Origin of the sequence: Lysinibacillus sp. ACHW1.5 (assembly GCF_022014815.1) — a bacterium.
GTDB lineage: Bacteria > Bacillota > Bacilli > Bacillales_A > Planococcaceae > Lysinibacillus > Lysinibacillus capsici.
Genome location: NZ_CP091777.1, coordinates 4,202,304 through 4,223,881 on the forward strand (window position 1 = coordinate 4,202,304; position 21,578 = coordinate 4,223,881).

The following is a 21,578-nucleotide window of genomic DNA, read 5'->3' on the forward strand; positions in this document are numbered from 1 at the left end:
TATAACTGAAATCAACAGCCATTTGTGACACACTATAAAAATTTTTTCGCAAAAATAAAACGCTTAAGGGTATCCTAAGCGTTTGAGTCTCACTATTTTATTTTGTAGCTTGTTATAAACCCTTTAATAATTGGGATAAATACTCCTATCAATACAATGGGTAGGAACCACCATCCTAATGAATTTACCTCACCAAGACCGATACGAACCATTTGAAACGATATAAAGGCAAATAAAATGAGACAGATGTTTTTCACTTGATTTAGTATTTTTCTGCTATTCAAATAAAATACTTTTACATTACTTTCATTCAAACGTGTCGGATAATTATGCATATGAGGTGCTTTTTCTAGCAGCCCCATAACAATCCATAAAAATAAACCGATGAACGGAAGAATGAATAATTCTATTTTTGATCCCCATCGATCCACCTCACCTAATCCATTAAAATGACCAGGTATTTCATCAGGCAACTTACCCCATGCCAATATAATATAAAAGATGGATAAAATAAATATACTACCACCAATATAGTCCCATATCTTTTCTGATCTTGTTTTAGGTAACTTTAAAATTGGCCTATACATTTTCTCCACCCCTGTTCTTTTCCTCTACTACTTCTACGTTATGACTACTATTAAAGTTTCAAAATTTATGAAAATTGACTTAATATTCAACATGCACCATTAATTATCCCTATTATTAGTAGCATTATAGCGATAAAATCTACTTTTTTTATTACTTCATATATAATTAAGACCCATTTTCAAACTACTAATTACTGTAGAAATACTCATAATACTTTGTAAAATTCATATAATCTGATATAAATGATATATATACATATTTCATTATTTTGTAACATTTCTACTAATTACTGAGAAGGGATATTTCAACTATGCGATTTACTATCTACAAGAAATTATTACTCGGTTTTTTTATAGTTATTTTGGTACTCGTTACAACAATCGGCTTAAATATAAAACAGCTTGATTCTGTAAATAAGACCTATCGTACATTATTGGAGGAACAAACTACTAAATCTATAAGTATTCAGGAATTACGGGTGATTGCAAAACAGGAAATTGTCAGCATGCGAGGCTACTTACTACTTGGAGACAAACAAAACTTTCAAAGTAATCAAGCCTCACGCGAGGAATTCAAACAAAAATCAGAAGAATTAATGGCTACTTTAGATTCAGAAAAATCAATTAAGATGCTTGAAGCGATTAATAAAAGTGAGCAAAATGTGCAAGAATTTGCAGATCGTATGTTTGAGTTAAAAGCTGCTGGCGAAACAGAGAAGTACGAAAAATTGGATAGTACTCAAGGACGCTTAATTATTAAACAATTCGATGAACGTGTTGAAAACCTTTCTAATTATCAAAATGAATATGTAGAAGGTAAAATGGCTGCTACATCCAATCAAATTCAAGACATCAAGCTCCAAATGATGCTTCTTGGAGTTTTTGCTGTTGTCATAAGTCTGATAATTGCTATGGTTGTTGGTAGTCTAATGTCTCGTCCAATTAACGGCATGGCTAAGGCTGCGAAAAAAATAGCTGAGGGTGACTTAACAGCTGAAAAAATTCGTATAAAGAATCGTGATGAAGTGGGTGATTTAGCGCTTGCGTTTAATCAAATGGCTACAAATTTAAAGGATTTAATTACGAATGTTCGCCAAAATACTGTACAAGTAAGTGGCTCTGCTGCTGAGTTAACAGCTAGTGCAGAGCAAACTATACAGGCTACAGAACAAATCACTTCTTCTATTCAAGAGGTTGCTAGTGGCTCAGAGGCTCAAGGGAAAAACGCAACTGAAAGCTCAGAAGCAATGAAAAACATGACAAAGGGTATACAACAATTAGCTTCTACTACTGCGGCTGTTTCTGAACTGGCAATCGAAACAAATTCAGAGGCTAAGAAAGGGAATGATTCTTTACATCGTGTTATCTCTCAGATGACAACAATCAACACGGCTGTTTTAGAGTCAGCAAGTGTTGTTAAAAATCTAGACGGACATTCCATTGAAATTGGCAATATCATTGGCATTATTACTGATATTGCAGAACAAACAAACTTATTAGCACTTAATGCTGCCATTGAAGCGGCTCGTGCAGGCGATCATGGACGCGGCTTTGCAGTCGTAGCAGATGAAGTGAAAAAGCTAGCAGAGCAATCAAAAAAATCCGCTGAGCAAATCGCTACCTTGATTTCTGAAATACAGCAGGATACAAACCGTGCTGTAACGGTGATGGATACTGGAACTCAAGAGGTACAAATTGGTATGCAAGTAGTGAAGGTAGCAGAAGAAGGTTTCTCTAAGATTGTTGAGCTAATTGAGCAAGTATCCATGCAAATCCAAGAAGCAACGACAGTGTCAGAGGAGATGTCCTCTAGTGCAGAGCAAATCTATGCTTCCTTTGATGAAATTGCAACTATTGCACAGATGTCCTCATCTAATTTACAAAATGTTGCTTCTGCTTCCGAGGAACAATTAGCTACTATCGAAGAAGTAGCTGCTTCAGCAGCAACACTTTCAAATATGGCAGAAGAACTTCACACGCAAGTCTCTCGTTTTAAGGTAGAATAAAAAACTGCTCGTTTTCTTTAGGTTTATAGAAAACGAGCAGTTTCTTCATACAATGAAAAATAGCATGATTTTTCTACCTATCGTATGCTAACCCCACTTAACATTTTATCCCAATAAATATATTCTTCGCCATTTCATTTCACACTTCACCAAATATCAAATTTTTAATAAAATAGACATTACCTAAGACAGAATTAAATAAATTTTTAGAATATTATTGACAGGAAGTTAATATCCAAGTAATATTGCTTTCAACAACACATTGCAGGCCAAGATTGGAAATAGTAAAAGTGTTTGTGTACTTGTAGAGAGCCGATGGTTGGTGTAAATCGGTAGGCACACATTTTGAACTCGTCCATGAGCTACTCCCTGAACTTTTTAGTAAGGGATGTCGGTTTCCCCCGTTAACAGGATAGACAGTGATAGCTGTCGATAAGGGGACTTTTTCTATAAAGAGAAGGTCAATTAGAGTGGTACCGCGAGCATAAACTCGTCTCTATTTTTAAATAGAGACGGGTTTTTTTATTTTTTAATGACTTATTGGCCTAAGTGTAGATTTTAGATACTAATCACTAAAAAGGAGTGTTTGAAAATGGGAAGAAAAATTTGGGTGTTTGATACAACTTTACGTGATGGCGAACAGGTGCCTGGAGCAAAGCTAAATCTTTATGAAAAAGTAGAGATCGCACAGCAGCTGAAAAAATTAGGTGTCGATATTATTGAGGCTGGATTCCCCGCTTCCTCTCAAGGTGATTTTGATGCCGTCAAAGCTGTAGCTGAAAAGGTTGGCAATACAAACGACATTATGATTACAGCATTAGCACGTGCAGTAAAGGCTGACATCGATGCTGTCTATAACGCTGTGAAATATGCTCAAAACCCAATGATTCACATGGTACTTGGCACATCTGATATTCATGTGGAGAAAAAATTCAGCAAGTCAAAAGATCAAATTTTACAAATTGGCGTGGATGCTGTGAAATACGCTAAAACATTATTGCCGCAAGTTCAATATTCCACAGAGGATGCCTCTCGTTCTGACTTTGAATATCTTTGGAAAACAATTGAAGCTGTTATGAGAGCTGGCGCAACGATGATTAACGTTCCTGATACGGTTGGCTTTGCAGAGCCAGAGGAATTTGGCGAAATGATTTTTAAATTAAATGACCGTATGAAAAACTTAGATGATAGCGTTCTTTTAAGCGTTCATTGTCACAATGATCTTGGCATGGCAACGGCTAATACGCTAGCTGCAATTAAAAATGGTGCAGATAAGGTAGAGTGTACAATCAATGGTATCGGTGAACGCGCAGGTAATGCTGCATTAGAAGAAGTTGTCATGGCACTTAAAACTCGTAGCTCCGTCTACAATGCAGAAACACGTATTAATACAAAAGAAATTATGAATACTTCACGTCTTGTTTCTAGCTTTATGGGCTTAGATGTACAGGTCAATAAAGCCATTACAGGAGATAATGCATTTGCCCATTCTTCTGGTATTCACCAGGATGGTTTGTTAAAATCTCGCGATGCTTATGAAATCGTCCATCCTGAGGATGTAGGTCTTGATGATATGGAGCTAGTACTAACAGCTCGATCTGGCCGCCATGCAGTGAAAAATGCTCTTGAAAAATTAGGTTTTACTAATCTTTCAACAGAGGAATTTGAAGGTATTTTCGAAGGATTCTTAAAGCTAGCCGATGCGAAGAAAGAAGTATATGATCACGATTTATATGTTATTGTTGAAAGCTATTATGAAAAACATGATGCCAATAATAAAAATGCTACACATTATAGTGAGCAATTCTTTGATTTTGATGATCTACAAGTCGTCAGCAATACAAGCTTCCCTTCAGCAAGTGTTAAGGTTCGAAAAGGCGGCGAAGTATTTAAAGCTAGTGCAGTAGGCTCTGGTCCAATTGATGCCCTCTATTCAGCCATTGCAGAAATTACAAATATGGATGTAAAACTAGTGGAATATAATATCAATAGTGTTTCACGAGGCAAAGAGGCTTTAGGTAAAGTAAAAATTACGATTGAGCATGAAGGTGAAAAGTATATTGCAAAAGCAGCAGATACAGATATTCTTAAGGCAAGTGCATTAGCCTATATTAATGCGATTAATAGCATTGTAGTGACAAAATTAACACCTGTTATGAATTAAATGAAAATAGCAAAGCAGTATGGCTCTTGCGCCATACTGCTTTTTCAATCCTAGTGACTATCCCTAACTAGTTTTTGATATTCCTCATCGATTCGTTCGATATCAAGACGTTCAAATAATGGTGTCACCTCTCGAATGACTTTAGGGAGATCTACCTGCTCATGCCACATCATTTCATTTATACCTAACATATTTCTTACTTTCTTTGCTGAAAACGGTAAGAAAGGATGCAGCAGCTGTCCTAAATTCGCAATGATATAGACGCAAGTTGCTAATGTACGATTACCTGCCTCTACGTTTTCTTTTACCTGTAGCCATGGCTGTTGTTCATCAAAATAACGATTAGCACCGCGAATATACTCAAAAATGGATTCTAACGCCTGCTTGAAATGACCACCTTCGATAAGAACACCCGCTTCATTAAACAATTGTACGGTTTGTTTTCGAATGTCACTATCCACCTCCGCTTGTGGCACCTGACAAGCAAATGATTTCTCAATAAACTTCAATGTACGGTTTACAAAATTGCCATAGGCTCCGAGTAGTTCGCCATTATGGCTATAAATAAATTCCCGCCATGAAAAATCAGTATCACGATTTTCTGGCGCATTCATCGTTAAGAAGTAACGAATAGAGTCCGCATCATAACGGCTTAAAATATAAGGAACCCATACAGCCCAATTCTGACTAGTAGATAATTTGCGTTTTTCTAATGTTAAATACTCATTAGATACGATATGGGTAGGCAATGCCTTGGATCCAATTCCCATTAAAATGGCTGGCCAAATAACTGTATGGAATGGAATATTATCCTTCCCATGTACATAGTATGAAATGGTCTCTTCATTCCATAAATCTTCAATAGCTATTTGATGCTCTTTTGCCCATTCTAAGCTTGCTGTTAAGTACCCTGCTACAGCTTCAATCCATACATATATTTTTTTCCCTTCAAAACCTGGCACTGGAACATCTATGCCATTCGGTAAATCTCTTGTTACTGCTCGGTCGGGAACTCCCTCTGCCAAGTATCGCTCCGTTAACCCTAAAGCATTGTCACGCCAACGTTTCTCGGCTTTCGCTTGTGCTAAATAAGACTCCAACCTTCCTTGAAATTGACTAAAGGTAAAATAAAAGTGCTCAGTTTCCCGAATAACAGGTTCGTTCCCACATATTTTGCAGCGCTTATCAATTAAATCCAATGGGTCTAAAATTTCTGAGCAGTTATCACATTGATCTCCCCTTGCTTTCGCTCCACAATTTGGACAGAGCCCCTCGACAAATCGATCTGGTAGAAATTGTTTATCCGTCTCACAGTAAGCCTGTTCAATTTTCTTCTTGTATAAGAAATTATTAGCCAGTAGCTGTAAGAAAAGGGCCTTAACGGATTCATGGTGGTGCTCCGCATCCGTTCTTGTGTACAAATCATAGGTAAATCCTAAATCATGAAAGCATCTTGTAAACTCCTCATGATAGTGATTAGCTATAGCTTCTGTCGTTGTATTTTCTTGGGCGGCACGAATAGAAATGGGTGTACCATTACAATCACTGCCCGATACATATAAAACCTGCTCACCTTTTTGTCGGTAATATCTAGCCAAAATATCACCTGGTAATAATGCGGCAACATGCCCTAAATGCAAAGAGCCATTTGCATACGGCCAAGCGCCTCCAATAACAATCGTCATTCTAAATTGCTCCCCTCACAGAAAAAATGATAAAAAAAATCGCCCTAATCAAATCTGATTAGGACGAGTATACCCGTGTTACCACCTATATTTACAAATAGCTCACACTATTTGCCTCTATCAGTACGTCTTCACTCAAAAAAGAGATACTGCTGCTGTTGTAACGAGTGCCCATCTCGTCGTAATCTACTGGCTAAAAAGCTTTCGGTACGAAGCTCAAAGGTCATTTTCAAAAGGGTTCATTTACCTCATTTCCACCAACAGAGGCTCTCTATAAAATGCTAATCCAATTTACTTTTCCTTCTCAATGCTTTTTCTATAGGATTGGCATTATTTTACGCCTTCTTGTGAAGAATTGCAATGACTGTTATAAAAGCGTCTTTTTTTTAATTCATTTTCTTGAGTTAATCGAATGTAACCTTTAGCAAATCAGTTAAATCATCAATTACTATATCTGCTTTTTCTAACTCCTTATCTTGTGCAAAGTCAAAGCGAACACCTATTGATAGTAATTGATTGTCATGTGCAGCTTGGATATCCGAAGAACGATCTCCTACCACTGCTCCATAATCAATTTTATTTTCATCTACAACTCTTTTTACCAGATCTGATTTATGCCCACTTGCAATTGCTTGAATGCTATAAATTCCTTTTATAAAACGCTCCAACTGATAGGTTTCGACGATTGCCTGTAAATAGTCAACCTGTCCATTACTCGCTATGTATAACGGATAATTCTCTGACAATGTTGCAAGGGTTTGTTCAGCGTTTGGATACAAAGCACCTTTATGTCCACGTATTTGCTCAATCAGCTTTACATGGAATAATACATTGCTCTCTTCTCGTATCTCTAAAGCATGCATAGGACATAATGTTTCCCACACAACAGGTAAAGGAACCCCCATTATTTCTCTATATTTTTCTATAGGTGTTTCTCCCTGCCACAAGCCGTTTGTCCGCAGCACATCAAATGTTGCATCGAGCGCAGGCTCTAAAATAAGATTGGTTTGAAATAATGTTCCGTCCATATCAAAAATAAACGCTTTATTCATAAAATCTCTCCTTCATTAGTTATCAAAAAACAACATATGCTGCTTTTCTTGCTTATAAAAACTCAAACGATCCTGCAAAGTTCCTGTATGAAATTCAAATTTATGACCATCAGGATCTGTAAAGTAAATCGATTTTTTATCCTTTTCATCTCTTTGCCGACCTGCTAAAATATTGACCTTTAGCTGCACCAATCTGTCATACATATTATCAAAGTCATCCTCAGCGATTGTGAAGGCAATGTGTGTATAGGAATGATGGATGTCATTACGGGGTATATCCTTTTCTACATTAAGAGCTAGCCACAGCCCATTTACATCAAAATAGGCTGTGCTGTTCCCCTTTACTAGCAACTTGGCATCAAATACTCTTTCATAAAAAGTGATGGATTCCTCTAAATTAGAAACTGAAAACAATAAATGATTGATGTTTTGAATTGTCATGGTTGTGCTCCTATTGATTATTTCTTCCCCTTTTTCATTCCCTTGGCTATTTGCTTCCACTTGCGCTGCTCCTCAAGTTTTGCTTGCGTATTTGTTTTGCGCTCCATATAAGCCAATTCTCTTTGCAGCTTAAAATAGCTTTGTAGACGATATTGGTCCAAGTCTCCATCTACTATAGCTTGCTGGACAGCACAATAAGGCTCTTTTTGATGTGTACAATCACGATAACGACAAGCTGTTGCTAGTTCCTCAATATCTTGAAAGCTAGAAGCTAAACTATCCCCTTGATCCCACAATTGAAGCTCACGCATTCCTGGCGTATCAATTAGACAGCCACCAGCAGGCAATACTACTAGCTCTCGATGGGTTGTTGTATGTCGTCCCTTGGCATCATCCTCACGTATACCCGCTACCTTCATTAGTATCTCACCACATAAAGCATTTGTTAATGTGGATTTCCCTGCTCCAGAAGACCCCAATAGTGCCCCCGTGACCCCCTCTGTGAATAACGTCTGAATTTCCTTTAGACCTTCTCCCGATAGAGCACTCGTTACAAAGATATCCACACCAAAGGCTACAGACTCCACTTCTTGTACTAAGCTCGAAACATCCTCGCATAAATCAGCTTTTGTCAGGACAATAATGGGCTTTGCCCCTGAATCCCAAGCAGCCACTAAATATCTCTCCAAACGTCGAATATTAAAATCTGCGTTCAAGCTCATAACAAGTAACACAATATCGACATTTGATGCGACAATCTGTTCTTGAATTTCCGTTCCTGCAACTTTACGTGAAAATACGGATTTTCGTTGGAATAGCTGATGAATAATTGCTCGTTCCTCTCCGGGCATTTTCTCCACTAGCACCCAATCACCAACTGCTGGATAGTCCTCCCTCGCTAAAGATGTATACGCATAATGACCAGCAATTGTCGCAAGCCATTCTCCCTCTTCAGCTAACACCCGATAAGAATGCTTATGCTCTAAAGTAACCCTTGCAGGCACACAATTTTTTAATTTAGCCTGTTTTTTCATTTCTATCATTTGCTCTTCAAAATATGTTGTAAAACCTAATGTTGTTAAATTCAATTTATTTTCCTCCTAAACGTATGATGCCTCAGCGAAAATAGTTGTCATCCGCAAGAGGCCCTATCGCAATTCACCTTTTGGAACTACAATAAAAAACCTTGTAGCTGCAATTCGGCAGTTACAAGGTTTCACAGGCACGTTTAAAAGATACACAAATACCCCAAGTTATGGCACGGCGTCACTTTGTATATTTTAGGCGTGTGAAATTGAACAAACCGGATTGCAGTTCGCTAATTACAGATCTATTCATCATGTCACATCACCTACTTTCCATTTAGTTGTTATCAATATAGCTAAATTTTCAGAAATTGTCAATTACAATATTATAAGCATTTATTCCAATCTTCCACGCATACAATGAACAAAACCATTAAATGCGAGGAGATGTTGGATTGCCTAAAATCATTTCAATTAGCACATATCAACCACCTTACACATTACAGCAAGATAACGCAGAGGAACTAACGAAAGAGCTTTTTTATGCAAAAATTCCAAAACTAGAGCGCTACTTAAAGGTTTTTGAAAATGGTGGCATCGACACACGCCATTTTTGTGTGCCAGCTGAATGGCATCGTACGAATCACTCCTTTGAAGAACGTAATAATTTATATATTGAGTTAGCTACACAATACAGTGTAAGTGTCATTCAAGCATGTTTAGCTAATTCAGCTTTTTTATCCTCATCTATTCCTACTGAGGACATCGATGCCATCATTTTTGTTAGCAGTACAGGAATTTCAACACCTAGCATTGACGCACGTGTTATGAACAAGCTTCCCTTTTCAGATCGACTTAAACGCATTCCTCTATGGGGTCTTGGTTGTGCAGGAGGAGCCGCTGGTATAAGCAGAGCCTATGATTTTTGTAAAGCCCATCCACATGCAAAGGTACTTGTCGTTTGTGTCGAGTTATGTAGCCTCACTTTTCAGCCAAATGATTTTTCTAAAAGTAATTTAATTGGTGCTTCCCTTTTTGCCGATGGTGCAGCATGCATACTTGTTTGTGGGGATGAAGTAGCTATCGCAACAAAAAGGCCAACCCCTAATATTCTAGCTACAGGTTCTAAATGGATGCCAGATTCGGAAAATGTAATGGGTTGGGATGTGAAAAACAACGGGCTTCATGTCGTTTTCCAAAAAAGTATTCCTTCTATTATTACCAATTGGCTCGGACCTTTCATTGAGCAATTTTTAATGGAACAAGGACTGTATAGCGAACAATTGACTCATTTTATTGCGCACCCTGGGGGAAAAAAGGTATTAAAAGCTTACGAAGATACACTTTATCTATCTCCCCAAAAAACCGACATTTCTCGGGAAATATTGAGACGACATGGTAATATGTCATCACCGACAGTGTTATACGTATTAGAGCAGTTTATGTTAAATGAAGGACAAGTGGAGGATACAGGCTTGCTCGTAGCTCTTGGCCCTGGTTTTTGTGCAGAAGCTGTATTATTAAACTGGAGGGAGTAACATGATCTTCTATTTTATTTTTATCCTTGTCGTTCTACAAAGATTGACAGAGGTTGTTATTGCCAAGCGCAATGAGAAGTGGATGCTTTCTCAAGGAGCCTATGAAGTAGGTGCTTCACACTACCCCTATATGGTAGCCATGCATATTAGCTTTTTTCTGTTTTTAATAGTGGAAATCGTCACAAACAACAATGGTATCTCGCCCTTATTTCCGTTATTTTTTATATTATTTTTAGCTGTGCAGGCTTTAAGAATCTGGTGTATTCGCTCTTTAGGCACTTTTTGGAATACAAAGATCCTCATTTTACCTGACGCACATGTTGTTCGTAAAGGGCCATATGAATATATGCGCCATCCCAATTATGCGGTAGTTTGTTTAGAAATCCTTTTGCTACCACTCATGTTTCAGGCATACTTTACAGCATTTTGTTTTACATTACTCAATATTACAATGCTTTCTGTCCGAATACCTATAGAAGAAAAAGCATTACGAGATGCTACTAATTATAATCGTGTATTTCAAAAGAAGATTTCGGAGTCTTAGCCGAAATCTTCTTTTCTTCTTTATTGCCATTCCCAGTTAAAGGGATCTTGTAGACGTTCCCAAGGGTTCTGAAACTCTTCATTTGTTAACAAACAGTTGTCCAACTGTTTAGTGATGTCTTCTCGATCTAGATCAATGCCAATAATCACAAGTTGTGTCATTCGATCTCCGAACTCTTCATCCCAATCTTCCAATACTTCAGGGCTTTGCTGGAATACATCCTGCTGCTGGGCTTGAGAGAGTGCCGCTACCCAATAAGAGACTGGTTCAATTTTTGCAGATGACCCCGCTTGCGATAATAATAGCGCAACTTCCTGATGTCTTGCACTCCAAATAATACCCTTTGCTCGTACTATTGAATCTGGCATGTGATCACACCACTCAACAAAGCGCATCGGATGAAACGGTCTTTTGCGTTTATAGGTAAAAGAAGAGATCCCGTACTCCTCAGTCTCTGGTGTATGGTTTTCATGACCAAGCTCCAACTCCTTTAACCAACCAGCCGATTCAGAGACACGTTCAAAGTCAAAGCGCCCCGTATTTAAAATTTCAACTGGATCAATAACACCATTTGTTGTACGTATAATTTTTGCCTCATGCTGGAATGCACGTAAAATACGTTCTAATCGCTCAAGCTCCTCTGCGGATACTAAATCGCACTTATTTAAAATAAGGACATCACAAAATTCAATTTGATCAATAAGAAGGTCTGCAACATCACGCTCATCTAATTCACCAACAGCTTCCTTCCGCTCCAATAAGCTTTCCCCAGACTGAAAATCATGCCAAAAACGATGGGCATCTACGACAGTAACCATTGTATCTAATCGACAAAACTTCGTTAAATCAATGCCAAGCTCCTCGTCTAAATAACTAAATGTTTGTGCAACTGGAATCGGCTCACTAATCCCTGTCGATTCAATCAAAATGTAATCAATATTGCCTAGCTTCGAAAGACGTTCCACCTCCTGCAATAGATCCTCTCGTAATGTACAGCAAATACAACCATTCGATAGCTCCACAAATTTCTCTTCTGTACGTGATATACCGCTACCATTTGCGATAAGCTCCGCATCAATATTAATTTCACTCATATCATTCACAATAACAGCGACACGTAAATCCTTTTTGTTTTGCAATACATGATTCATCATTGTTGTCTTACCAGAACCTAAATATCCACTCAATACTGTAACAGGAATTTTCTTTGTCATTCTTACAACTCCTCAAATCGTAATCATTACTATTTACATTTTGTAATTAAATCATATTATTTTGGAAAATGCAAAGCTTTTTATTACTAGTGAAATTAAACTTGACAATATCCAGTGAGAAATATATTGTTTAAATCGTAATAATTACTATTTAAAAGGAGGTCCTTCAATGCGTGTACAAGTAACATTAGCCTGTACTGAAACAGGTGATAAAAACTATATTACTACTAAAAATAAACGCAATAATCCCGAAAGATTGGAGCTTAAAAAGTACTCCCCTCGCCTGAAACGCGTAACCCTGCATAGAGAAACAAAGTAATATTGGAATAGGGGGTCAAGATGAGATGCTTTGGAGCACCCTCCTCTTCTTTGTGAGGGGTTGAACCTTCTTAAAAGCTTCTTATTCGAATCAAAAAAATGACTGTTTCAAGGGTACACTTTGAAACAGTCATGATGAAATTTTATAGCTAAAGCTGCTCACTATTGATTTCTAACGCTAATTCATTCAATTTCTCATCTAATTCATCGAGCATGCGTAATCTAAAATCTATTTGTTCATCAATATTAACTCCTTGTTTCATTGATGTGCTACCATCCTTAGATTGTTTCTTTAATGCAACTATTTCATTGGATAATCTCTCAATATCTAGATTTTTCGTCTCTAACTCACTTAGTAAATGTCGATGAAGGCTGTCCGATTCTACTTTCTCTCTATGGTATTTTTCTAGTGTCTCTAAAATATTCTCCATTTGTTTACTTGCTATGGTTGTATAGTCACTTAACTTTTTATCTATGCCTTCCACAATAGACCTTTCATTTGAATCGATCGAAGCCTCCTTCGATGCTTGAAATTTGTCCATCAATGACTTTTTTTCAGCCCCCAATTCTGCCAATTCCTTTAATAATGCCTCAATGGATGCAATTTGCTTTTTTCTTTGTGCTTCTCTCTTCTGAATTTCTTCATCGTAAGCTTGCAATTCTTTATCAAAGTCTCTTTTCAACTTTAGGAGCTCCATCGAAAGTTCTTTTTTATGCCTTGTTAATTGAACATTTTCTCGTTCAAGTCGAAGAACCAAAGCATAATAATCACTATCTCTAAGTCTTTTTACTTCATTTTTGTACTTGGCTAACTCGGCCCTTAAAAAAATAATCATTTGTTGGAGCTGTATTGGATCATTGTTTTTCACAATATCATTGTCCATCATCACACCCCCTAGCCTGAATATCTTTTTAGTAAATCGACCACCTCTTCAAGCTGCTCTCTACTTTCCTCTAGTAAATCATCCAGCTGCTTCATCCATTTTTCTTCTAACTTTGAATTCTCTATTTGTTCAACATGACTCTTTTCGCCTGAAACAAGATAAGCCATTAATAGCTGTAATGTACTTTTTTCAAGAAAGGCAAAGCTATTATCTTGTTCATTACGACGACTTAGCTGTTCCTTTACTAATTGTTGAATTACACTACCGAACTCTTGTTTTTCGTTGTCACCCATTGTCTTCCTCCTGTGTTTGGCCCATTCCATTTAGATTAATTGGATTTAAAACAACAACACCTTCTGTGAGCTGATCGCAATATGTAAAACCCATAATCGTGCCTGAATATGATAAATTATGGGACCATTTTATTTGAAAATTGGTAAATGAAATGGTTTCATTCGGTTCGATTGTTGATTTACCAACTGGTCTCAGCCAATACTCCTCTTTGCTTGATTTGTCATTAAAACGCTCCCACTGACTCTGCCCCTGAGTTTTAAAATTCGGAGTGAAATTTTCATGAACATATCTCCCTGAAAAGTAAAACGGTGACTCCTTGGGTATTGTTATACACAAAGATGGGTTCGTGACGGCTGCACTACCAATATTACGAATATGATAGGAGCCTAAACATAAACTCTCTTGCTCAGGATCATAAGAAATATTAAGTGCAGTTGTAAAATAACTAATGAGGTTAATCCTATTCGGAATTGCTAATTCCTCAACCAATCTTTTAATATCATGAACATAGGCATTTGTTTGTTCTTTTAGTGCCTGTATCTTGTCTTCAATACGATCTGCCACTTTAAACCTCCTTGTTATTTCCATTAAAAAAAGAGAGGATTACCCTCTCTTCATAGTATGACTTTCTTCTTTTTGTTATCACAATTAACCAACAGTTGGGAAAATAACTGGGCATTGTTGTGGACGAACCGCAGTTGGACATGAGAATGGTAAGTCTGCTCTTGGTTCGCAGAAAGTTGCTAAAAATTCCACAGTAACTGGGAATGTAGATTGAATACTTTGACAAACAGCAACAGTAATTGTCAACGCAGAGAACGTGATTGTACCTGCTGCAGCACCTGTTCCAACACTAAGTGTTCCAGTTGTACAAACGAAGCAATCTAAATCTGTGTATAAAATTTCAACGTCTGTTCCCTTAGGTGCACATAATGTCACTTGCTCACAGCGAGAAACTGGAATATTATTGCTTGTGAAAACAGTACCATTAGGTAAAGTAACGACAATTGTTAGAATGAAGTTCTTTTGAACATTTAGATGTTGCAGACAAACAGTTGATCCATCAATAGAGAATTGGCGATTCTCACGGTTCAGAATCACAATTGGATTTGTAGTTGCTGGAATTACTCGACAAGTAACAATAGCACCTGTTAAGTCAGTAGTTGCTGTAACACCTGGGAATGTAATTGGTCCAGTAGGTGAAATATCAAACGACATTTCTTTTACAATCCAGTCGTATACCTTATCAACATTTATACAGATTAGTTCCTGCGCCTGGGATGGCATATGCTCTTGCATCCTTTTGACACCTCCATAAAATTTTTATCTTTCGTTTGTAGCATATGTTTTTCAGCTATAAGTGCATGGGCTAACAAATAGTTACATTGGATATTTATTAAAATCAATCAAGATTTGTTTTCATACACTTCCCTCATTAACGATACGAATCAAAATGTTGAAAGAACCGTTATATTTGTAACAGAAAGTCAATATTTTTAATAAACTAATAATGGACTGAAAGGGGTGAACTACAATGGAAGAGTCAAAATTGTATACCACTCAAGAAATTGAAAATTTAAAGGAAAAAATTGAATCTTATAGAGAATCGTTAACCTCGTTAAAAATGGGGAAGTCAATTGAAGATTTCCTTTATATGAAGCAGGAGTTTGATGGACTAAAAACACAGATGGCCCATTTAGAAGGGATTACAGAGACATTGGATACTAAACAAAATTCATATATAAAAGGATACGACGATCAAATTAGGGTTCTTTCAACACAGCTTGAGTCTTTGAATCAAACCATTGAAGGAATGAACCAAGAGATTTTATCAATTTTAAATAAACTGTTGCCAGTTAAAGGAAATGATACAAAAACCATAATGCCCTCCATTGACATGCCTGCTCAAACCTATTCTAATCTTTTACCTAGACAACCTAGAATGACACAGACAGCAGATCAAACTACAATTACATCAGCACAACCTTCTTATAGACTACTACAAAGTGTGGCAGGTAAAGCCAAAAACCACCAACCAAATGTAAATATCGGGGGTCCCTCTCCTCAGAATGGTCTACCGGAAACTAAACCTGAAGAACGGCATTTTAATCAGCAATATTTCCAATCAATCAATACGCACCCCAGCCAAATATACAATGGTTTATACAGAAACACGACAGTTGAATCCACCTTCCATTTTAAAAATGCCATGGATGCAAAGGAAGTTCCAGTAAGTGTATATGATCCATCTGCCGTACAGCCTGCTTCAAGAGAAGAAAACATCGAGAATGATACTTTACAATCTTCTATAGTTAATGAATCAGATAGCACTAAAACTGAAACATTAAATAATCCTATGGAGGTTGTGAAAATTGAGAATGAACATAACAATCTTGAGAATCCCATTGTAACGAATGAATCGATAGAACAAGTTATCTTTGAGCAACTTAGCGAACCTGTTAGTCAAGACATTGAAGCAATAGCTAGTGAGCCTCTCAACCAAATCATTGCAGAAACAGTAGCAGAACCTGCAGCTATAGATCATTCTCCTTCATTAGAAACAGAAGAATATGTTGAAGTGTATCATGCTGATGCAACCTATGAGGTTCATCCGTCCTTTGAAGAAGAGATCATGCAACTTGAATCTGTAAACAAGCCGATTGAGGAAGAACATAAAAAGGGAAAAAACTCATTTTTCGATTTCTTTAAAAGATGGAGTTAACATTATCTTAAACATCCACTATGTCAAAACATACATAGTGGATGTCTTTATGTGTTAAATAAAAGCAGTCATAAAGAAATCATTGAATTTATAGGTGAAATAGATAATTGCCCTTAACCCCTAATCTGAAATGAATAGAATAATGAAGAAAGGGGGTGTAAAAATGTGTTTGAATAACTCAATGTGTGGCTGTTCAGGTAACGGTCATGGTAACGGGGAGTGTACTGCACTGGGGCCTTTTATCGGCGTTGATGCTGCATGTATTACTCCACCAGTAGCTACAGGCTCGATCATCCCATTCTCTTCAGGACCAACTCCTGTTATCTTAGTATCAGGTCTTGGTGGCTTGATCGGTACAGTTAGTCTTGTAGGATTCGGTACAAATATTACAGGGATCAGTCTTACTGGTACAATTATAGATTTATCAGCTGTTACTGGCACGGAAGCCTTTTCAGTTCCACGTGCTGGTACTATTACATCTATTTCTGCAACCTTGAAGTCCACAGTTACTTTAGCTCTTACACAACCAGCAACAGTCAGAGCACAAATTTACCGCGCGGTTGCGGGAAGTAGTATTTTCAGTCCTACAACAGCATTTGTCGATTTAGCACCAGCTCTCACAACGTTAGCAGTAGGTACTCTTACATTTGGAACTGCAAACGTTACACCAGTGCCAGTGGCTGCTGGTGATCGTTTATTAATGGTGTTCTCCGCTACTACTTCATCACTTGTGGAAACTATTACTGGATCCGTAAGTGCAGGAATTAATATTATATAAAAATTTACATTCACAAGTTAGATTATAGCTACTTTACAGCATCCTTGTGTAAATTACTTGAAATCAAAAGTAATAAGTAAAGTAGGCGATTTCCTTCAAATTAGGAAATCGCCTGTTTTCACTCTGAAATCTTTATTTAACCAATGCATTTTGAATATGTGCCAAATGATGCTTACCATGCCATGCATAAAGGCCAATTGCATGCTCAAGAGTCGTTAGGCCTGAATCAGGATGATTAAAGGCTCTTTGTAATTGTTCATCCGATAAGCTTGACAGTAAATAAACCCAACGTTCATGTAAGCTTTCAATTAAATTAAAAGAAATTGCTACTGGCATTTCAGAATCTGGTAGCTGTGCCCATTCTGCCTCATTGTATGGCTTAATGGTTGGTACATCCTCTGTTAACGCTAGCTTAAAACGAATATAGCTATTCATATGACTATCAGCAATATGATGGACTAGCTGTGTCACAGTCCAGCCATTTTCACGGTAAGATTTTACTAAGTCTTGCTCGCTTGCACCACTTAATGCCTCTGCAAGTTGTTTTGGTAACAAACGAATTTCATTAATCCACTCTAGTACTTGCTGTGAATTCATTTCTTTGGGAAATTGGAATTGTCCAATGGGATAACGTAAATCTTTCATACTGCTGACCTCCATTTTATTTTTTATATTACCAATTTAATATTTTTCTTGCTACAACCATGCACTGTAATTATCTATGTTCAATAGCTTTTCGCATTTAAATTTCTGAATGGCGTCTTCAGCATCTTGTGCATTTCAGAAATATGAAAGCAATACACAATGCAAGCTTACATGCGCACACCATACACCTTCTTTCCCAATACATATTCTAACAATCAAAAACCCTTATTTTATAAGTATAAATAATTACAATATAAGGGTTTACTATTATTCCTGGATATCGTATATCAACGTATCAAAGTATTTTTCATTTGTATACAGTAGAATAGCCCATTCACCAGGCTTAGGAACTTTCACATGAGAAGGTGTATGAGCATCTGCTCCATTAACAGGTCCTCCGAGTCCTATGCTCCAACCATTCGCTAAAATCGGTTGTATGACTTTAGAGTCTCTATGGTATCCAATAACTGTTAATTCTGTATCTCGTACTTCATCTATTCCCCATAGATGCCACATCCATTTTTGTGTGCTTAGACTAGGCATATTCGCACCAATGACACCCGACTTATCAGCATTACCAATAATGCCTCTATCACCAAATTCCACTGCCTTTTGATTCCAATCAACTGATTCAATATCACTTTCTTTCACAAAATCAGGTAGATCCTCTGGCATTGTAACATTTGCTTTGTCTGTACAACCCACTAAAAATAATAGCAATATACATCCAAATACAACTCGTTTCATAAAATCCCCCTTTCTTATGAAACGTTTGTTTTAACCAGATTGTTACAGATAATTCTGTAAATTATGAAACTATCATTTATCGTACTCTTTACAATATCAACTAATGACTTTAATGGATGGAGAATTGTAATCGCCGTGTGATCTTCAAATCGTTGTGCTGCATCCACCATCGATAGCTGGGCAACTGATATGGATTTTTCTTCAGCTGACAAATTATGTAAAGCCCTTAAAATAGCATCATCATAGGCTTCCTTTTTCCCCTGCATAATGAGATTAAATGTATGCTCAATAATTTTTCCCTCTACATCTACTGATACTCCTTGATGCTTAGCATATTGGTGAAGTCTTGCCATCGTTCCTTCGACAGTTGCAGGATTTGTAAAAAGAATAAATTGAGGCTGTTGCTTACATATACTTTCAAAATAGGGCTCATCTATCTTGATGATAGGGATCGAGGGATCGAACAAAGTTTCATCCTCTAATAAAGCAATATAATTTGTACACGTTATTAAAATGGCATCCACATCACAGCTAATCATCCATTCAATTTGCTCCTTAACTTTACGTGCTAAACCATCACTACCTTTAGACACGTGCTGTATCACGCCAGGGTCTACAAAATGGAGTATCTCTATGTCTTCAGCGCTTTGAAAAGCCTGCTCAATGTATTGTATATTGGAATAATGAGCATGCAAGCAGGCGACCTTTTTTCTCAATTAAACTCCTCCTCATTGGAAAGTCTCTTTTCCATTGTTGCTATTACTAGAGAGTTACCATTACGATTCTTCACCATTTCCTCTTTCGTTACAACATAACCTAAAGAACGATATAACTCAATATTACGTGGAACACTCATACGTACTTTGCACTGACTAATTGTAATCCCCTTCGATAGTGTATATTGTTCAAGCCAAGAAATTAGTGTTTTAGCTAAACCTTGTCCCTGTCTTTCTGGGATAACTGAAAGTCTAAAAAAATAAATTCCCTTTGTACTGAGGGTAAACCTTACCATGGCAACTGGCTGTTTTTCGATATAGCCAATAAACGCTTGTTCACTTTGCTGCATTGCCTGCTCAATAGAATCCACCGTTTCACTTAGTGCACTGGATGGTGGAGTAGCTTTTTCATATTCTTGAAACGCCTGTACCATCACCTGATGTATAACTGGGGCATCCTTGCTCTGTGCTAAAACAATTTCCATCCTAAACCACCTCTTATCGTTTTTTATTCATAATAGTGCATATTAAAACAAAAAGAAACCGTATTATTTCGAATACGGCCTACTACTTAGTATGTTTGTCTTTCACTTTTGCTTCCTTTTCAATATGCTTTCTCGCTATTTTCAAACGTTGGATATCCTTTTTCTTAAGAGGAATAATCTCTTCCTTCATCATCTTAATATAAGAAATCATTAATAAAAGTAACACCACTGTAAAGGGTAATGCAGCAATTAACGAGGCCGTTTGTAATGCTTCAAGACCTCCTGTATACAATAAAACACCTGAAATAGCTGCCATCAAAACACCCCATACAAACTTTGATAAAATGGTGGGATTTAAAGATCCTTTTGTCGTCATACTTGCCATAATAAAGGTGGCGGAATCAGCAGAGGTAATTAAAAATATTATGATTAAAAGTATTCCAATTGTGGATGCAATCATTGAAAGTGGTAAGTGTTCAAAAAGCTGGAAAAGAGCAACCGTTACATCATTATGAACAGATTGAGCGATTTGTGCATCTTGATGTAAATCAAACCACATCGCAGTTCCTCCAAAGGTCGCGATCCAAAAGCAGGCAATGAGGGGCGGAATAATTAATACACCTATAATAAATTCTCGTATAGTCCTGCCTTTGGATACACGAGCTATAAAGGAGCCTACAAATGGTGACCAAGCAATCGCCCATGCCCAGTAAAAGATTGTCCAATCCTTCACCCAAGTTCCACCAACATATGGCTGCATCCTTAAACTATATTGAATAAAATTTGAAATATAATCACCAATAGCTAATGTAAAGGTTTCAAGTATAAAGATTGTTGGGCCTGTAATAAAAACAAATAAGAGTAAGACAATTGCTAAAGTCATATTGACATTACTCAGAATCTTCATCCCTTTTTGTAGACCTGTTGTGGCTGATAACATATAGCCAATAAACATGATAAGAATAATGGCCACTTGCAAGATAAATGTATCTGGCAAACCAAAAACAAATGTCAAACCTCCATTTGTTTGTAATACGCCTAGCCCTATAGACGTTGCTACTCCCATGACGGTAGCAATTACTGCGAGAATATCGATCGTTCCTTTAACGACTCGATTTGTTCCAGTGACAGGCTCTAAAGCAGTGGAGATGAGCATATTTCTTTTTTTATTGAATTGTACAAAGGCCATAACAAGGCCCAATATGGCATAAACAGACCACTGGCTTAATCCCCAATGAAAGAATGAATATCCCATCGCAAGTCGGGCTGCATCCGTTGATAGAGGCTTTGTGTCACTGAATGGAGGTGAAAAATAATGACTCATCGGCTCAGCTACACCCCAAAAGACCAGACCGACACCAAGTCCAGCTGAAAAGAGCATGGAAATCCATGTTAGAAAACTAAATTCAGGACGACCATCTTCTGACCCTAAACGAATAGTGCCATATTTGCTAATTGCCAGTCCGAATAAAAAAAGAACGATAATAAAGACTGACATTAAATAAAACCAGCCGAAATAATCCGTTGTCATATGAAATACGCTGTTTGCTACGTTCTTAAATTTTTCTGGTATCGTTGCTCCAATAATGACCAAAAGAAAAATTGCTCCACTTGAAATAAGAAATACTGGGTTTCTTAAAATTTTATTTTGCATACAGCGCCTCCATTTATCCCAGACAGATGACCAAATTTCCTTTATTATGCGTATCATTCGTTAATTTTATTAATAAATA

22 protein-coding genes and 2 other annotated features are annotated in these 21,578 nt (G+C 37.2%); of the genes, 7 read left to right on the forward strand and 15 right to left on the reverse strand.

The window, feature by feature from the left end; all coding sequences use genetic code 11:
* Positions 1 to 92 precede the first annotated feature (92 nt).
* Positions 93 to 587: a DUF1648 domain-containing protein gene (locus L6W14_RS21070; RefSeq protein ID WP_237898821.1), complete on the reverse strand. Its 495-nt coding sequence runs from the start codon at positions 585 to 587 to the stop codon at positions 93 to 95.
* Positions 588 to 898: 311 nt separating this feature from the next.
* On the opposite strand from L6W14_RS21070, the gene L6W14_RS21075 reads away from it, so the two are divergent.
* Together L6W14_RS21075 and L6W14_RS21080 are read left to right on the forward strand one after the other, a co-directional pair.
* Positions 899 to 2,593: a methyl-accepting chemotaxis protein gene (locus L6W14_RS21075; RefSeq protein WP_131520927.1), complete on the forward strand. Its 1,695-nt coding sequence runs from the start codon at positions 899 to 901 to the stop codon at positions 2,591 to 2,593.
* Positions 2,594 to 2,855: 262 nt separating this feature from the next.
* Positions 2,856 to 3,094: a binding site (T-box leader), on the forward strand.
* Positions 3,095 to 3,185: 91 nt separating this feature from the next.
* Positions 3,186 to 4,757 (forward strand): 2-isopropylmalate synthase, encoded by a 1,572-nt coding sequence (locus L6W14_RS21080; RefSeq protein WP_036079516.1) that lies wholly within the window; start codon positions 3,186 to 3,188, stop codon positions 4,755 to 4,757.
* 50 nt (positions 4,758 to 4,807) lie between these two features.
* Here the strand turns inward: L6W14_RS21080 and metG are convergent, their stop codons facing one another.
* The 4 genes from metG to rsgA form a co-directional block, all read right to left on the reverse strand.
* Positions 4,808 to 6,442: a methionine--tRNA ligase gene (metG, locus tag L6W14_RS21085; protein WP_237898823.1), complete on the reverse strand. Its 1,635-nt coding sequence runs from the start codon at positions 6,440 to 6,442 to the stop codon at positions 4,808 to 4,810.
* A 56-nt stretch (positions 6,443 to 6,498) separates the two neighbouring features.
* Positions 6,499 to 6,759: a binding site (T-box leader), on the reverse strand.
* 87 nt (positions 6,760 to 6,846) lie between these two features.
* Positions 6,847 to 7,494 carry an HAD hydrolase-like protein gene (locus tag L6W14_RS21090; protein ID WP_131520929.1) on the reverse strand — a complete coding sequence of 216 codons (648 nt, stop codon included), beginning with the start codon at positions 7,492 to 7,494 and terminating at the stop codon, positions 6,847 to 6,849.
* 15 nt (positions 7,495 to 7,509) lie between these two features.
* A complete protein-coding gene (fosM, locus tag L6W14_RS21095; protein WP_131520930.1) occupies positions 7,510 to 7,935 on the reverse strand; it encodes a FosM family fosfomycin resistance protein in 426 nt (141 codons plus the stop codon).
* Positions 7,936 to 7,952: 17 nt separating this feature from the next.
* A complete protein-coding gene (rsgA, locus tag L6W14_RS21100) occupies positions 7,953 to 9,023 on the reverse strand; it encodes a ribosome small subunit-dependent GTPase A (protein ID WP_004231826.1) in 1,071 nt (356 codons plus the stop codon).
* A gap of 392 nt (positions 9,024 to 9,415) precedes the next feature.
* Between rsgA and L6W14_RS21105 the strand changes: the two genes are divergently transcribed.
* The gene (locus L6W14_RS21105) at positions 9,416 to 10,498 is read left to right on the forward strand and encodes a type III polyketide synthase (protein ID WP_237898824.1); all 1,083 of its coding nucleotides are present in this window, start codon (positions 9,416 to 9,418) and stop codon (positions 10,496 to 10,498) included.
* 1 nt (position 10,499) lies between these two features.
* Entirely contained in the window at positions 10,500 to 11,042 is a 543-nt protein-coding gene (locus L6W14_RS21110; RefSeq protein WP_112116796.1) for an isoprenylcysteine carboxyl methyltransferase family protein, read from the forward strand.
* 20 nt (positions 11,043 to 11,062) lie between these two features.
* On the opposite strand, the gene L6W14_RS21115 is transcribed toward L6W14_RS21110, so the two are convergent.
* Positions 11,063 to 12,256 (reverse strand): GTP-binding protein, encoded by a 1,194-nt coding sequence (locus tag L6W14_RS21115; protein ID WP_237898826.1) that lies wholly within the window; start codon positions 12,254 to 12,256, stop codon positions 11,063 to 11,065.
* A 169-nt stretch (positions 12,257 to 12,425) separates the two neighbouring features.
* On the opposite strand from L6W14_RS21115, the gene rpmG reads away from it, so the two are divergent.
* Complete coding sequence (rpmG, locus tag L6W14_RS21120; protein WP_004231780.1) at positions 12,426 to 12,575, forward strand: 50S ribosomal protein L33; 150 nt, start codon at positions 12,426 to 12,428, stop codon at positions 12,573 to 12,575.
* A gap of 148 nt (positions 12,576 to 12,723) precedes the next feature.
* On the opposite strand, the gene L6W14_RS21125 is transcribed toward rpmG, so the two are convergent.
* From L6W14_RS21125 to L6W14_RS21140, 4 genes are all read right to left on the reverse strand, one after another.
* Positions 12,724 to 13,458, reverse strand: a complete 735-nt coding sequence (locus L6W14_RS21125) for a hypothetical protein (RefSeq protein ID WP_237898827.1) — start codon at positions 13,456 to 13,458, stop codon at positions 12,724 to 12,726.
* Positions 13,459 to 13,469: 11 nt separating this feature from the next.
* Positions 13,470 to 13,751: a hypothetical protein gene (locus tag L6W14_RS21130; RefSeq protein WP_112116799.1), complete on the reverse strand. Its 282-nt coding sequence runs from the start codon at positions 13,749 to 13,751 to the stop codon at positions 13,470 to 13,472.
* A complete protein-coding gene (locus L6W14_RS21135; protein WP_048394104.1) occupies positions 13,744 to 14,316 on the reverse strand; it encodes a hypothetical protein in 573 nt (190 codons plus the stop codon). Before L6W14_RS21135 ends, L6W14_RS21130 begins: the two co-directional genes overlap by 8 nt.
* An 84-nt stretch (positions 14,317 to 14,400) precedes the next feature.
* Positions 14,401 to 15,051: a BMQ_0737 family morphogenetic spore coat protein gene (locus L6W14_RS21140; protein ID WP_004231775.1), complete on the reverse strand. Its 651-nt coding sequence runs from the start codon at positions 15,049 to 15,051 to the stop codon at positions 14,401 to 14,403.
* A gap of 235 nt (positions 15,052 to 15,286) precedes the next feature.
* On the opposite strand from L6W14_RS21140, the gene L6W14_RS21145 reads away from it, so the two are divergent.
* Together L6W14_RS21145 and L6W14_RS21150 are read left to right on the forward strand one after the other, a co-directional pair.
* Entirely contained in the window at positions 15,287 to 16,474 is a 1,188-nt protein-coding gene (locus L6W14_RS21145; protein WP_131520933.1) for a hypothetical protein, read from the forward strand.
* Between the two features lie 163 nt (positions 16,475 to 16,637).
* Positions 16,638 to 17,252 carry an exosporium glycoprotein BclB-related protein gene (locus L6W14_RS21150; RefSeq protein WP_009370618.1) on the forward strand — a complete coding sequence of 205 codons (615 nt, stop codon included), beginning with the start codon at positions 16,638 to 16,640 and terminating at the stop codon, positions 17,250 to 17,252.
* 132 nt (positions 17,253 to 17,384) lie between these two features.
* On the opposite strand, the gene L6W14_RS21155 is transcribed toward L6W14_RS21150, so the two are convergent.
* The 5 genes from L6W14_RS21155 to L6W14_RS21175 all read right to left on the reverse strand — a co-directional run bounded on the left by L6W14_RS21155 (position 17,385) and on the right by L6W14_RS21175 (position 21,499).
* A complete protein-coding gene (locus tag L6W14_RS21155) occupies positions 17,385 to 17,897 on the reverse strand; it encodes a YfiT family bacillithiol transferase (protein ID WP_048394098.1) in 513 nt (170 codons plus the stop codon).
* Positions 17,898 to 18,164: 267 nt separating this feature from the next.
* Positions 18,165 to 18,644: a DUF4871 domain-containing protein gene (locus L6W14_RS21160; RefSeq protein WP_131520934.1), complete on the reverse strand. Its 480-nt coding sequence runs from the start codon at positions 18,642 to 18,644 to the stop codon at positions 18,165 to 18,167.
* Positions 18,645 to 18,658: 14 nt separating this feature from the next.
* On the reverse strand, positions 18,659 to 19,360 hold the full coding sequence (locus L6W14_RS21165; RefSeq protein WP_237898828.1) for an aspartate/glutamate racemase family protein: 702 nt from the start codon (positions 19,358 to 19,360) through the stop codon (positions 18,659 to 18,661).
* On the reverse strand, positions 19,357 to 19,845 hold the full coding sequence (locus L6W14_RS21170) for a GNAT family N-acetyltransferase (RefSeq protein ID WP_131520936.1): 489 nt from the start codon (positions 19,843 to 19,845) through the stop codon (positions 19,357 to 19,359). Before L6W14_RS21170 ends, L6W14_RS21165 begins: the two co-directional genes overlap by 4 nt.
* An 82-nt stretch (positions 19,846 to 19,927) precedes the next feature.
* On the reverse strand, positions 19,928 to 21,499 hold the full coding sequence (locus tag L6W14_RS21175) for a BCCT family transporter (protein ID WP_066037974.1): 1,572 nt from the start codon (positions 21,497 to 21,499) through the stop codon (positions 19,928 to 19,930).
* Between the last annotated feature and the right edge of the window lie 79 nt (positions 21,500 to 21,578).

Excerpts from the sequence above, each read along its gene's own strand:
- L6W14_RS21140 (WP_004231775.1), bottom strand. The coding sequence starts at position 15,051 with ATGCAAGAGCATATGCCATCCCAGGCGCAGGAACTAATCTGTATAAAT.
- L6W14_RS21130 (WP_112116799.1), bottom strand. The coding sequence starts at position 13,751 with ATGGGTGACAACGAAAAACAAGAGTTCGGTAGTGTAATTCAACAATTA.
- L6W14_RS21110 (WP_112116796.1), top strand. The coding sequence starts at position 10,500 with ATGATCTTCTATTTTATTTTTATCCTTGTCGTTCTACAAAGATTGACA.
- L6W14_RS21075 (WP_131520927.1), top strand. The coding sequence starts at position 899 with ATGCGATTTACTATCTACAAGAAATTATTACTCGGTTTTTTTATAGTT.
- L6W14_RS21070 (WP_237898821.1), bottom strand. The coding sequence starts at position 587 with ATGTATAGGCCAATTTTAAAGTTACCTAAAACAAGATCAGAAAAGATA.
- L6W14_RS21125 (WP_237898827.1), bottom strand. The coding sequence starts at position 13,458 with ATGGACAATGATATTGTGAAAAACAATGATCCAATACAGCTCCAACAA.
- L6W14_RS21145 (WP_131520933.1), top strand. The coding sequence starts at position 15,287 with ATGGAAGAGTCAAAATTGTATACCACTCAAGAAATTGAAAATTTAAAG.
- fosM (WP_131520930.1), bottom strand. The coding sequence starts at position 7,935 with ATGACAATTCAAAACATCAATCATTTATTGTTTTCAGTTTCTAATTTA.
- L6W14_RS21160 (WP_131520934.1), bottom strand. The coding sequence starts at position 18,644 with ATGAAACGAGTTGTATTTGGATGTATATTGCTATTATTTTTAGTGGGT.
- L6W14_RS21115 (WP_237898826.1), bottom strand. The coding sequence starts at position 12,256 with ATGACAAAGAAAATTCCTGTTACAGTATTGAGTGGATATTTAGGTTCT.
- L6W14_RS21170 (WP_131520936.1), bottom strand. The coding sequence starts at position 19,845 with ATGGAAATTGTTTTAGCACAGAGCAAGGATGCCCCAGTTATACATCAG.
- L6W14_RS21090 (WP_131520929.1), bottom strand. The coding sequence starts at position 7,494 with ATGAATAAAGCGTTTATTTTTGATATGGACGGAACATTATTTCAAACC.
- L6W14_RS21175 (WP_066037974.1), bottom strand. The coding sequence starts at position 21,499 with ATGCAAAATAAAATTTTAAGAAACCCAGTATTTCTTATTTCAAGTGGA.
- rpmG (WP_004231780.1), top strand. The coding sequence starts at position 12,426 with ATGCGTGTACAAGTAACATTAGCCTGTACTGAAACAGGTGATAAAAAC.
- metG (WP_237898823.1), bottom strand. The coding sequence starts at position 6,442 with ATGACGATTGTTATTGGAGGCGCTTGGCCGTATGCAAATGGCTCTTTG.
- L6W14_RS21155 (WP_048394098.1), bottom strand. The coding sequence starts at position 17,897 with ATGAAAGATTTACGTTATCCCATTGGACAATTCCAATTTCCCAAAGAA.
- L6W14_RS21150 (WP_009370618.1), top strand. The coding sequence starts at position 16,638 with ATGTGTTTGAATAACTCAATGTGTGGCTGTTCAGGTAACGGTCATGGT.
- L6W14_RS21080 (WP_036079516.1), top strand. The coding sequence starts at position 3,186 with ATGGGAAGAAAAATTTGGGTGTTTGATACAACTTTACGTGATGGCGAA.